The sequence below is a fragment of the Streptomyces sp. B15 genome, from assembly GCF_018070605.1.
GTDB classification, from domain to species: Bacteria; Actinomycetota; Actinomycetes; order Streptomycetales; family Streptomycetaceae; genus Streptomyces; species Streptomyces smyrnaeus.
This window is the reverse complement of record NZ_JAGPXJ010000095.1, coordinates 15,832-27,578: the sequence shown is the minus strand read 5'-3', so window position 1 is coordinate 27,578 and position 11,747 is coordinate 15,832. Positions and strand designations below refer to the sequence as shown.

Annotated in this window: 10 protein-coding genes and 1 pseudogene; 5 read left to right on the top strand and 6 right to left on the bottom strand. The window is 71.3% G+C overall.

Features of this window, described 5'->3' with window-relative positions; genetic code table 11:
- The 6 genes from KBY19_RS30220 to KBY19_RS30195 form a co-directional block, all read right to left on the bottom strand.
- The coding region (locus KBY19_RS30220; protein WP_247691574.1) for a hypothetical protein at nt 1–697 on the bottom strand (697 nt) is incomplete at its 3' end.
- On the bottom strand, nt 694–2,835 hold the full coding sequence (locus KBY19_RS30215; RefSeq protein ID WP_210954972.1) for a hydantoinase/oxoprolinase family protein: 2,142 nt from the start codon (nt 2,833–2,835) through the stop codon (nt 694–696). The genes KBY19_RS30220 and KBY19_RS30215, both read right to left, overlap by 4 nt.
- A 59-nt stretch (nt 2,836–2,894) precedes the next feature.
- Nucleotides 2,895–4,556 (bottom strand): FAD-dependent oxidoreductase, encoded by a 1,662-nt coding sequence (locus KBY19_RS30210; RefSeq protein ID WP_210967121.1) that lies wholly within the window; start codon nt 4,554–4,556, stop codon nt 2,895–2,897.
- A 40-nt stretch (nt 4,557–4,596) separates the two neighbouring features.
- The gene (locus tag KBY19_RS30205) at nt 4,597–5,688 is read right to left on the bottom strand and encodes a LacI family DNA-binding transcriptional regulator (RefSeq protein ID WP_099885666.1); all 1,092 of its coding nucleotides are present in this window, start codon (nt 5,686–5,688) and stop codon (nt 4,597–4,599) included.
- A 156-nt stretch (nt 5,689–5,844) separates the two neighbouring features.
- Complete coding sequence (locus KBY19_RS30200; protein WP_210967120.1) at nt 5,845–7,152, bottom strand: cell wall metabolism sensor histidine kinase WalK; 1,308 nt, start codon at nt 7,150–7,152, stop codon at nt 5,845–5,847.
- On the bottom strand, nt 7,149–7,814 hold the full coding sequence (locus KBY19_RS30195) for a response regulator transcription factor (protein ID WP_099885668.1): 666 nt from the start codon (nt 7,812–7,814) through the stop codon (nt 7,149–7,151). The genes KBY19_RS30200 and KBY19_RS30195 overlap by 4 nt, the downstream gene beginning before the upstream one ends.
- A 134-nt stretch (nt 7,815–7,948) precedes the next feature.
- Between KBY19_RS30195 and KBY19_RS30190 the strand changes: the two genes are divergently transcribed.
- The 5 genes and pseudogenes from KBY19_RS30190 to KBY19_RS36965 form a co-directional block, all read left to right on the top strand.
- The gene (locus KBY19_RS30190; protein WP_099885669.1) at nt 7,949–8,455 is read left to right on the top strand and encodes a hypothetical protein; all 507 of its coding nucleotides are present in this window, start codon (nt 7,949–7,951) and stop codon (nt 8,453–8,455) included.
- Between the two features lie 32 nt (nt 8,456–8,487).
- Nucleotides 8,488–9,528 (top strand): efflux RND transporter periplasmic adaptor subunit, encoded by a 1,041-nt coding sequence (locus KBY19_RS30185; RefSeq protein WP_185018877.1) that lies wholly within the window; start codon nt 8,488–8,490, stop codon nt 9,526–9,528.
- Complete coding sequence (locus tag KBY19_RS30180) at nt 9,525–10,253, top strand: ABC transporter ATP-binding protein (RefSeq protein ID WP_210967119.1); 729 nt, start codon at nt 9,525–9,527, stop codon at nt 10,251–10,253. The genes KBY19_RS30185 and KBY19_RS30180 overlap by 4 nt, the downstream gene beginning before the upstream one ends.
- Entirely contained in the window at nt 10,253–11,482 is a 1,230-nt protein-coding gene (locus tag KBY19_RS30175) for an ABC transporter permease (protein ID WP_099885672.1), read from the top strand. The genes KBY19_RS30180 and KBY19_RS30175 overlap by 1 nt, the downstream gene beginning before the upstream one ends.
- Before the next feature lie 94 nt (nt 11,483–11,576).
- Nucleotides 11,577–11,696: pseudogene (locus KBY19_RS36965) on the top strand (transposase); the annotation flags it as partial.
- Between the last annotated feature and the right edge of the window lie 51 nt (nt 11,697–11,747).

Sequence of the window (11,747 nt, the reverse complement as noted above, 5' to 3'; positions counted from 1 at the left end):
GCAGTAGGGGTGTGCGGCCGAGGCCGCAGCGGGCAGCGGCGTAGCCATGCGCTGCCAGCTCATCGGCGCCGGCGACGTGGCCCAGTACGCGCAGCCGGCCGAGCCTCAGAGCGGTGTGCCCGACTCGCTTGCGCAGTGCGCGGCGCAGCGGCGCGTCACCGTGCAGCAGGCAGTGCGCCGTCTCGTGCGCGAGCGCCGCTTCCCGCAGCGCCCCGGCGGGGAACCACCCGCGCCAGCCGAGCCACCCGGCAAGCTCCTCGCCGAGAGCGAGGGTGTCGACGTACAGCTCGACGGCGGGTGCGGGGCGGGAGACGTAGCGGGCGAGCAGCAACTGGCCGAGGCCGCCGTCGCGTTCGACGACCCGCGCGCCGGAACCGTGCCCGTCGCGTCTGTGCGCGTCGGGTCCGCGTCCGCCCGGTCCGTGCGCGTCGGATCCGCGCCTGCCGCCGTCCGCGGCGAGTTCGGTGCCGAACGCCGTCGCCGCCTGCGCCCAACGGTCCAGCAGCGCGGGGCCGCGGCCCTCGTGGGTCGGGGTGTTGGCGAGCAGGCGGACGCCGAACTCGGCGTCGTCCAGCTCCGCCAGCCGTGTGCACTCCGCGCGCAGCGCCGCGCGGCGGGCGGGGGCGAGGGAACCTAGAGCCGGGCCCGGGGCAGCGGCGTGGGTCAGGGACCGGACGTCCCTCGCCGCGGCCGTCATGAGCGGGCCTCCACTATCGCCACCACCGGCTCGTCCGCCGCCCGCGAGCCCAACTCGCTGCGGGCCAGCGCCAGGAGCGGTTCGGCGTCCAGGACGCCGGAGAGGTCCGCGATACGCGAACCGAGCAGCAGGCGCAGTGCCGGGGCGCGCACCCCGCCGTCGCCGTACGTGGTGGACTCGCGTATCAACCGGGCCAGCAGCTCAGGGGCCGCGCCGACCGTGGTGGTCGCGACGCGGGCGTCGGCGGAGTGCAGGCGGACGACGCCGTCCGCGTCGAGGACCCGGACCGGGTGGCGGGATCTGCGGAAACGGCGGCGGCGTTCGGTGCCGTAGACGGTGTGCGCTGGGGTGCCGGCGAGCACCTCGACCGCCGATGGATCGGCCTTCAGGCTGGCCGCTGCGGCCGAGAGGCGCTCGGCGTCGTCGGCGCGGTGGGCGCGGTCCTGGGCGCGGAGTTCGGTGGCGCCGGTGGCGATGGCCCGTACGGTGTTGGTCTGCGGGTCGACGGTGACCTCCACTTCCACAGCGGCGGGGTCTGCGCCCTGCGCGACGACCGCCGCCTCCGCCTCTCCCCGGACGCCGAGGATCTGCTCCTGGGTGGCGCCCGGGATGATCCGTTCGATCTGCTCGCGTACCAGCGCCAGCGCGACACCGATCGGGCTGATGACCTCGTTGTGCGCGGCGATGCGGCCGGTCATGCCGGTGTCCGCTGCCAGGTGCGGGGTGACGGAGGCGGCACCGCCTCCGCCGCCGACGAGGACGGCGGTGTCGCGGTCGAGGCGGTAGTCGCGGACCATCGCGTCCACGACGTCCCGTACCTGCTTCACCCCCGCGTCCAGGATCCGCGTCGCGGCGCCGGCGACGTCCGTGCCCAGCGCAGCCGCCAGCGGCGCCAGCGCTGTCCTGGCCACCTCTGGGTCCGCGGCGGCGAAGTCGCCGTTCGGGACCCGGCCGAGGGCGTTGGCCGCGCAGGTCATGGTGAGCGCGAAACGGCCGCCCGCCGCGTCGAGCACGGCGTAGTCGTCCGGGTCGCCGTCGAGCGGGCTGATGGTGGCCAGCCGGGCGTCGCGCAGGTCCTCGGGGTCGGCGAAGCAGGCGTACGGCAGGCCTGCGATATGCGCACTGCGCGGGCCCACGGCACCCACCTTGCCGCCTCCGGTCCGCACCATCGAGCCGCCGCCGACGCCCACCGTGCGTACGTCGAGCGCGGAGAGGTACGAGGGCTTGCCGAGGATCGTGGCGTGCCGGACCGCGACCTTGCCCCGGCGGATCACGCTGATGTCCGTCGAGGTGCCGCCGGTCTCCAGGAACACGCCCTCGCTGACCCGCTCCTGCATCAGCGCTCCGGCCACTCCGGCGGCCGGCCCGGACAGCACGGTCAGCAGGGGCCGCCGCCGCATCTCCTCCAGCGACATCACACCGCCGTCGCACCGCATCACCATCAGCGCCGCCCGCACCCCGGCCGCCGTGATGCCGGCGTCCACCAGGTCGGCGGTGGCCAGCATCTTCGGGAGGATCGCGGCGTTCACGACGGCGGTGCGGGTGCGCTTGCGCAGCCCGTACAGCGAGGTGATCTCGTGCGCGGCGGTCATCGGCAGCCCGAAGGGGCGCGCCGTCTCGAGCACCGTATCCTCGCCGTCCGGCAGGTCGACGCTGAACGGCTCGCTGGCCACCAGCACCTCGGCTCCCGCAGCGGTGACCCGCTCGACGGCGGTGCGTACGGCCGCGGCGTCGTCCGGGTCCGCGACGTGTGCGTAGGACAGCGGGAGCCGCTTGCCGGGGGTGAGTTCGAGGTGCGCGAGACCGGCGAGGCGTTTCGTCGGCAGGGCGCCGGGTCCGGTACCGATACCGATGAGGCCGACCGGGGCCACATCACCTTCGAGCAGGGCGTTGGTCGCCTGCGTGGTGCCGTGGGCGAGGAACGCGATGCTGTCCGAGGCGGAGGCGGGCTCGCACCCGACATCCTTCAGTATCCGGTCCAGCGCCTCCACGATGCCGTGCGCGACACCGTCTGCGTGATGGTGGCTGGTCGGAACCTTCACTTGGGCGACGAGCCGCAGTGTGGCGGAGTCGATCGCCACGGCGTCGGTGAAGGTTCCGCCCACGTCGATGCCGACGCGGATGCGGTGTGAAGCCATGAGGACCACCCCTTGTGTCGTATGCGGGTCGTGTGAACGGCGCGACACGGGCCTTTGCGTCAGTAGCCGCGGATGTCGGGCCAATGTCGCTGCACGCCGGACCGGTCGAGGACGCGGGCGAAGTCCTCGAACTCTTTGTCCTCTTCCTGCACCTGGTGTGGCCGCACGCCCTCGGTGAGGCAGTGCGCGGCGAGTGCGCCGGCGACCTCGCCGACGTTCCACTCCACGGGGTGCAGACGGTGGCAGCCGTTGGTGATGTGCGTGGTGCCGATGTTCTTGCCGCCGGGCAGCAGGTTGCGGACCCGGCGCGGCACCAGCGCACCCAGCGGGATCTCGAACGGTACGGACCCGATGTCGATGTAGTTGTCGCCGCCGGTGGACGGGTGCAGGTCGATGCGGTAGCCCCCGACGCCGACGGAGTCCCGGTGTCGGGTGCGTCCGTACGGCCCGACGATGTCGATGGCGACATCCTGCTCGGTGACGGTGGTGACGGCCTTGATGCGGCGGGACTCGCGTACATACGCTGCCTTGGCGAGGCCGTCGGCCGTGCCGGTGACGTCGGGACGGAGCTGCAGACCCGGGAATCCGGTGCCGCCGTCGGGGCGTGGGGCCTCGGTCTGCAACCAGTACAGGACGGACAGCGACTGCTCCCTGGCTCCGGCGAGCGCGGCCCGGCTCGTCTCCGCGCCGGCACCGACGAACGGCTTGAGCCAGTAGTCGTTGAGCGGCCAGTTGACGAGCGTGATGTCGGAGTCGAAGGCGCCGGGACGGTGGAGCCTGCGGGCGAGGATGCGGCGGAACTCCCACAGCTCCTTGTCCCCGGCATCGGCGCTCTGGTCGGCGGACACATCGAGGGGATCGGCGCCCGGGTTGGGCACGAAGGTGCGCTCGACCGGCGCGAGCGTGCGGGGGTCGGGGGCGAGGAAGCCGAGCAGTGGCCCTGGCCAGAAATCGGGCCGGTAGGAACGCCAGAAGTCGTAGCCGTCCGGGCGGTCGATGGTGTGGTCCTCGTCCTCGTGGTGCGAGAGGGCGAAACAGACGGTGATGCCCTGCTGGTTGAGCGGGTCGGCGGTCTCGGGCGCGTGCGGCTCGCCGTGCTCGGCTCGCGACTCGGCGCCCAGCGCGTACTCGACGCCCGCGAGTTCGAGCAGTTCGCCGGTCTCGGTTGCGTCGATGACGTACGGTGCCGCGACGGTGTGGCGGGCGCCGTCGCGGACGTCCTCGACGGTGACGGCCCGAATGGTGTCGCCGTCGACGTCGGCGGCGACCGGGCGGTGATCGGTGAGCACGGTGAGCCGCCCTTGCCCGGTTGGGAGCCGCCGCCATCCCGCCGCCGCTGCGCGGTGTGGGGCGAGCATCGCCTCCAGCATGGCGAGCGCGACCCGCGGCTCGTGGCACAGCTTGCTGACGCGCCCTGCGCCTGGGTTGAGCCGCAGCAGTTCGAGCGCCTCCGCACGCAGCGGGTACCAGCGGCGGTAGTGCTCGCGTATCGCTTCCCGCAGCGCACGGTAGGTGGCGGTGACGCCGAACTCCTCCACCCAGGGGTGCTCGTCCGGCGGCACCGCCTGGGAGGTGAGCTGGCCGCCGATCCAGTCGGTCTCCTCGGTCAGAACGGCGGTGCGCCCGGCCCGGCAGACAGCGAGGGCGGCAGCAACGCCGCCGAGGCCGCCGCCCACGATGAGGACGTCGGTCTCGGTGGGGGTGGCGATGGGGGTGGGCATCCGGTGCGTGCTCCTTGCTGATGTTGACGGCTGGGGTGGGTCAGAGGGCGGCAGGTGGCGGGCCCGTGGTCGTGCCGGAGCGGAACGCGCAGGCCACCAGCGGCTCGTCGGCTTTCTCACCGATCAGCAGCGCCGTGAGCACCCGGACGGCCGCGGCGCCGAGCGCGGTGCGGGGGATGTCGAAGCCGGTGGGCTCCGGGCGGTCGGTGAGATCGGCGGGCGGTGAACCGAGCAGCGCGAGCGAGAGATCGTCCGGGGCGCTGAGCCCGGCGCCGTCGACGGCGGCCAGCAGCGCCCGCCAGACAGCGCCGGTGTCGGTCTCCTCGGCGACGAAGGCGGTGACGCCTTCCTCGCGCCGCTCCCGCACCCAGTCCGGGGTGATCTCGGCGGCCGGGTCTACGGCGCGCACGACGGGGTCGGCGCCACCTGAGGGTCCCGCGAGGCCCGCTGCGGTGAGCCCGGTGCGGAAGCCGCGCTCGCGGTCGATGGAAGCGGTCGCGTCGTCGTCCTCACGGACGAGGACGGCACGACGGTGGCCGAGTGCGGCGAGGCGGCGCATGACCTCGACGCCGGCGTCGACGTAGTCGGCACCCACCCAGGCCAGGTCCGACAGGTCGTCGCGGCGGCCGATGTGTACGACCGGGTAGCCGTCCTCCACGAGTCGGCGCAGCGCGGCGGTGGGTGCGTGGCGGCCGAGGAGGAGGCAGCCGTCGGCGAGCCGCACCCGCTCCAGTGCCCCGGGAACGTCCGCCTGGGCACCGCCGGGGCTGGAACCGGTGAACAGCACCAGGTCGAAGCCGCGTGCGGCGGCCTCCTGCTCCACGCCGACGAGAAACGGGTAGTACGAGTGCTCCACGGCGGTCGGGAACGTCGCGGTGAAGCTGAAGACGCCCAGCAGATTGTTGCGGGACGCAGCCAGCCGGCGGGCCGCCGGGTCGGGTACGTAGCCCAGCTCCCGGGCCGCCGCCAGTACCCGGGCACGGGTCTCGGCGTGCAGTGCGATGCCCTGCTTGTTGCCGCCGAGCACCAGCGACACCGTGGTCTGGGACACCCCGGCGAGCCGGGCTACCTCAGCTTGTCGTGGCCGTCCCCGCCGGGCCTTTGCGGTCCGTGGCGGGTTGTCTTCGGCCATGTCCGGTTCTCCTTCGCCAGTGTGCTTCGGCTTGCTAATACGCATTAGCGTCGGAGTTGCTGAAAACAGCTGCTTGCTAATGCGGATTAGTCAGCACCTTGCCGCCGAATTGTCGGCCTGGTCAAGGGGCTTCACCGGCTAATACGGACTAATGCGTCAGCTCTCCGGCCTCCGTCGGGCTGGAGGGCTGGAGTTGCGTCCGTCCTTCACCCACCGATCGGCCCCGGCGGACGCGGCCGAAGCGGCGCGCTGCGCGGGTACGGCACCCGAGGTGTCGGCCAGGCCGGGAGACGTGGACGACGGCGGAAACACCAGCCGGATCGCCAGGCCGCCTTCAGGGTTCGCGCCGGCCTGTAGGTCCGCACCATGTGCCCGTACGATCGACGCGACGATCGACAGGCCCAGACCCGCGCCCTCCCCAGGGCCGCGGGTGCGCTGCTCCGCACGGCGGAAGGGCTCGAAGAGGAGCGGCACATCCGCGAGCGGCACCACAGGCCCGTTGTTGACGACCTCGATGGCGTCCGATTCGACGCGCACCCGCACGGTGCCGCCGGAGTGGTTGTAGCGGATGCCGTTGGAGATGAGGTTGTACATCGCGTGTTCCAGCAGGACAGCGTCGCCCTCGACGGACAGCGGCTCAGCTTTCACATCGAGAGTGACCGAGTGCCGGGCCGCAGCCTCTTCCAGGCCCGCCGCGCAGCCAGTGGCGATCTCGTGCAGTGCGACGGGTTCGGGGTTGGACAGCTCCCGGTCCGAGACCGCGAGCAGCAGGAGGCCCTCGATGAGCCGCTCGCTCCCGTCCGCGTTCTCGATCAGCTTGCGCCGCATACGGGCCACCTTCTCCGGCGGCGGGTCGTTCGCCAGACCGATCTCGGCCGCGGCGCGCTGGACGGAGACCGAGGTACGCAGTTCATGTGCGGCGCTGGCCGCGAACCGCTGCCGGACCGCGACCAGATGCTCGATCCGGTCGAGCATCTGGTCGAAGGTGTCGGCGAGTTCCTTGAGCTCGCCACGCGGCGCCCTCAGGGCGAGCCGCTCATGCAGGTTCTCACCCGAGAGCCGCTGGGCCCTGGCGGTGATGACACCGACGGGGCGCAGCACCCGGCCCGCCATCCACCAGGCCAGCAGCGCTGAGACGACGGTGAAGACGGCCAGGGACACGCCGGAGACCGTCAACAGGCGGCTCAGCGCCGCGTCACCGGCGGCGTTGCTCACCTTCCTGGTCAGGTTCACTCCGTCACGGTCCAGGGGCTGCGTCCGCTGGGGGGTGGTGCTTGCGAACCCCTCCTGCGCGTTCCCCTCCGGCGCTTTGCTGTCCGCGGGCACGGCTTTGTCGATCGCCACGCCGATCCGGGAGTCGAGACCCTGTTCCAGCAGGACGTAGACGAGACCGGTCAGCAGCACGCCGACCAGCACGAGCAGGCCGGTGTAGAGGGCGGTCAGCCGGGCCCGTTCGCTGTTCACAGGGCATCGCCCAGACGGTAGCCCGAGCCCGGGACCGTTTCGATCACAGGTGGGTCGCCCAGCTTGGCGCGCAGTTTGGAGAGGGTGACGCGGACGGCGTTGGTGCGGTAGCTGGTGTCCTCCTCCCATACCTGCTCGATCAGATCATCTCCACTGACCACCGCGCCGTCGGCCCGCAGCAGCGTCTCCAGCACGGCGAACTCCTTGCGGGACAGGGCGAGATAGCGACCGTCCCGGGTCACCTGACGCCTGGCGGTGTCGAGGACGAGCCCGGCCCGTTCCAGTACGGGTGGCAGCGCGGGCTGTGCACGGCGTCCGAGGGCGAGTACGCGTGCCAGCAGCTCGTCGTACGCGAACGGCTTGCTGAGGTAGTCGTCAGCGCCCAGACCGAGCCCGGCCACCCGGTCCCGTACGTCTCCGGCAGCGGTCAGCATCAGAATGCGGGTGAGCAGCCGCTGCTGTACGACCCGGCGGCACACCTCGTCGCCGTGCAGCCGCGGCAGGTCCCGGTCGAGGATGAGGACGTCGTACGCGCCGAAGCGAAGCTTGTCCATCGCGGCCTGGCCGTCATGGGCCACATCCACGGCGACGGCGTCGCGCCGCAGCCCCTCGGCGACCATCTCGGCCAGGAACTCCTCGTCCTCCACCAGTAGTACACGCATGCCTACCTGTGTACCGGGGTTGGGGGTTTCGTCGGTGTAAACGGATTCGCTGAGAGAAACGAAACACGCTTCTGCGGCACGGTCATCGCGTTCGAGAGCACCGCACCGTCACCGTCTTCGACGAGGAGACCGTCATGCAGAAGTCACCCGCACACCGTCGCGCCGCAGCCGCCCTCACCTGCGTGGCCGCACTGGGCCTGTTCGGCACGGCGTGTTCCGACAGCTCCGGCGACAAGGACGCGAAGGGCTCCGGGACCTCGGCCGGCAAGACCGACGAGGACAAGGCCGTCGCGTTCCGCAAGTGCCTGCGCGACAACGGCCTGGATGTGGGCGAGCCCAAGGGCGAGGGCCAGGGAAAGAAGGGCGGCACCGTCGCCATCGGCGGCGGCAACAAGGCGAAGGTGGAGAAGGCGATGAAGGCCTGCCGGGACAAGGCTCCGAACGGTGGCGCCCAGGACCTGTCGCAGGCCGACAAGGACAAGATGCTCAAGTTCGCCAAGTGCATGCGGGACAACGGCTACAACATGCCCGACCCCGAGTTCGGCGAAGGCGGCATGCAGAAGTCCAGGAAGGTGCCGAAGGGCGAGGAGAGGAAGAAGTTCGACAAGGCCAACAAGGCCTGCAAGGGCCTGAGCAAGTGAAGCGTCCCAGGCTGAAGCGAGGCACTGTACTGATGGCTGCACTGGCAATAGTGATCGCGGTGTGCGGCTCCACCGTGTTCGCCACGCAGAACTCTGCCGACGATGGCGGTACGTCCAAGGACGCGGGTCTGCCCCCGGACACCGCCGCCGTCGAACGGGGCGACCTGAGCGAGAGCACACAGGCGGACGGGACCATCGGCTACGGGGGTGAGCGGAAGATCAACGCCGCCGGCGCGGGCACGCTGACCTGGACGGCCAAGACCGGTTCGGTGGTAAAGCGGAACGGCAAGCTGTTCGCGGTCGACGACCGTTTCGTCCGGCTGATGCGCGGCTCCCAGCCGATGTACCGGACGCTGAAGAAGGGGGTCGAGGGCGCCGACGTACGGCAGCTCGAGGAGAACCTCGCCGCGCTCGGCTACACCGGCTTCACGGTCGACGAGGAGTACACCGGCCTCACCGCCGACGCCGTGCAGCGCTGGCAGGAGGCGAACGGCGACAAGGAGACCGGCTCCGTGGGTCCGGAGGACATCACCTTCGCACCCGACGACATACGGATCGAGAGCTTCAGCCGTTCCGTCGGCGACCGGACGGCGCCTGGTCAGCCCGTGCTGACGACCACCGGTTCCGAGCGCGTCGTCTCCATGAAGCTCGACGTGGCTGAGAGCGGAGCGGTCAAGCAGGGCGACAAGGTCACCGTCGAACTCCCCGACGGCAAGTCGGCGGAGGGCGAGATCCGTACCGTCGGCACCTCGGCCGAGAAGGAAGGCGGCGACTCCGAGGACGACTCGGCCAAGGTCAAGGTCACCGTCACCCTCGACGAACCGGAGCAGGTGGAAGCGCTGGACCAGGCACCCGTGACGGTGGAGCTGAAGGGGCAGTCCCGGAAGGACGTGCTGACCGTACCTGTCGAGGCGCTGCTCGCGATGGACGGCGGGGGCTTCGGCGTGCAGGTCGTGGAGCACGGCAAGGCCCGTGATGTACGGGTCGAACTGGGCCTCTTCGGCCAGGGCAGGGTCGAGGTCAGCGGCGGCGGGCTGCGTGAGGGCATGAAGGTCGGGGTGCCCAAGATATGACCCGGGTCGTCGGCCTCACGGGGGTCACAAAGGAGTATGCGGACGGCGTCACGGCGCTGAACGACGTGGATCTCGACATTGAGCAGGGCGAGTTGGTGGGCATCGTCGGTCCTTCGGGCTCGGGGAAGTCCACGCTGCTGCACATCGTCGGCACGCTGGACCGGCCCACCTCCGGCTCGGTCGAGATCGCCGGGTTCGATGTGGCGGCGCTCTCCGACCGCGAACTGTCCGCGCTGCGGGCCCGGCATGTGGGGTTCGTCTTCCAGGCGTTCCACCTGGTGCCGGGGATCAGCGCGCAGGACAACGTGGCGGAGGGGCTGCTGTACTCGGGACTGCCGCGCGCCGAACGGCGGCGGCGTGCCGCTGAGGCGCTGGAGCGGGTCGGCCTCGCCGACCGTGCACGGCACCGGCCGCACGAGCTGTCCGGAGGGCAGAAGCAGCGGGTGGCGATCGCACGCGCCGTGGTCGGCGCCCCCGAACTGCTGCTGGCGGACGAACCGACCGGCGCGCTGGACTCCGCGTCCGGTGAGTCGGTCATGGAGCTGCTGCACGACCTGGGCGAGGCAGGGGCGACGATCGCGGTCATCACACACGACACGGAAGTCGCGGACCGACTGCCGCGCCGGGTCCGGCTGCGGGACGGTGCGGTGGTCGAGGACGTACGGGATGACGTGCGGGAAGACGTGCGGGTGCACGTGCCGGGCGACGCCTGGGCGGGCGCCTGATGCCCCGTCACAGGTTCGCGCGCCGTGTTTCCGCGCGCCGCAAGCTCAGCCCGGCCCGGCTCAGCCCGCGTGACGTCCTGCACGTCGGCTCGGGCGGGTTGCGCAGCCGCCCGCTGCGCGTCGTCCTCTCCGCGCTGGGCATCGCCATCGGTATCGCCACCATGATCTCGGTGGTCGGCGTATCGGCGTCCAGCCAGGAGCAGCTGATGCGGCGCCTCGACCGGCTCGGCACCGACATGCTGGTGGCGTCGCCTGGCGAGTCGATGTTCGCTGATGAGGACGTCAAGCTGCCGAAGAACGCAGTCGGCAAGGTCGGCCGTATCGACGGAGTGGAGGAGGCGGGCGCGACCGGCACCGTCGATACGACCGTACGCCGCACCGACAAGCTCCCCGAGGAGGAGAGCGGGGGCATCACCGTCCAGGCCGCGACCCAGGAACTGCTGAAGGTCGTACGGGGGAAGACCGCCAGTGGCCGCTGGCTGAACGGGGCCAATGGCCGCTACCCCGCCGTCGTACTCGGTGACGTCGCCGCGCAGCGGCTCGGGGTCGGCAAGGCGGGAGCACAGGTGTGGCTGGGTGAGCGGTACTTCACGGTCGTCGGCATACTCGCCCCGCTGCCCCTGGCCCCGGAGCTCGAACGATCGGCGCTCGTCGGCTGGGACGCCGCCGAACGGCTGCTCGACTTCGACGGCCACCCGACCTCGGTGTACGAGCGCTCGACGGACGACTCCGTGAGGGACGTACGAAGCCTGCTCGCGCCCACGATCGACCCGGAGAACTCGCAGGACGTCAAGGTCACCGATCCGTCCGCGAAGCTCCAGGCGAAGGCGGCGTCGGAGGGGGCTTTCAACAGCCTGCTGCTGGGGCTCGGCGGCATTGCGCTCCTGGTGGGCGGGGTCGGCGTCGCCAACACCATGATTATCTCGGTGCTGGAGAGACGGTACGAGATCGGGCTGCGGCGCTCACTGGGCGCGGCACGCGGTCAGATCCGCATCCAGTTCGTCACGGAGTCACTGCTGCTGTCCGGACTCGGCGGCGCGGTCGGCGTCGTCCTGGGGGCGGCAGCGACGGGGGTGTTCGCGCATATCGGCGGCCTGCCCTGGGTCGTCCCGCTGTGGTCGGTCGCGGGTGGCTTCGGCGCCACCCTGGTCATCGGCACGCTCGCGGGCCTCTACCCGGCGGTCCGCGCAGCGCGTCTCTCCCCGACCCTGGCGCTGCACGCGGCGTAGGCCCTGTCATCAGCCGCCTGACGGGGCCACGATGTTTCCGGACAGGCCACCTACCGAGGTTGACTCGCGATGTTGCTGCTGGTTATCCCGTACCCAGCTCGGCGGACCCATCGTCCTGGTCTGGGACAACCTCAATGTCCACACGGCTGCGGGACTGCGAAAGTTTGCCGGGACGCAGGACTGGCTGACCATCTACTACCTGCCGCCCTACGCACTCGTCGCGGCGGGGTCGGTAGCCGTACTCTCCGTTCCTCCGTATACACGG

What these genes read in the sequence shown, in the direction of transcription:
- KBY19_RS30180 (WP_210967119.1), top strand. Translation starts at nt 9,525, where the DNA reads ATGACCCGGGTCGTCGGCCTCACGGGGGTCACAAAGGAGTATGCGGAC.
- KBY19_RS30175 (WP_099885672.1), top strand. Translation starts at nt 10,253, where the DNA reads ATGCCCCGTCACAGGTTCGCGCGCCGTGTTTCCGCGCGCCGCAAGCTC.
- KBY19_RS30215 (WP_210954972.1), bottom strand. Translation starts at nt 2,835, where the DNA reads ATGGCTTCACACCGCATCCGCGTCGGCATCGACGTGGGCGGAACCTTC.
- KBY19_RS30210 (WP_210967121.1), bottom strand. Translation starts at nt 4,556, where the DNA reads ATGCCCACCCCCATCGCCACCCCCACCGAGACCGACGTCCTCATCGTG.
- KBY19_RS30205 (WP_099885666.1), bottom strand. Translation starts at nt 5,688, where the DNA reads ATGGCCGAAGACAACCCGCCACGGACCGCAAAGGCCCGGCGGGGACGG.
- KBY19_RS30185 (WP_185018877.1), top strand. Translation starts at nt 8,488, where the DNA reads ATGGCTGCACTGGCAATAGTGATCGCGGTGTGCGGCTCCACCGTGTTC.
- KBY19_RS30190 (WP_099885669.1), top strand. Translation starts at nt 7,949, where the DNA reads ATGCAGAAGTCACCCGCACACCGTCGCGCCGCAGCCGCCCTCACCTGC.
- KBY19_RS30195 (WP_099885668.1), bottom strand. Translation starts at nt 7,814, where the DNA reads ATGCGTGTACTACTGGTGGAGGACGAGGAGTTCCTGGCCGAGATGGTC.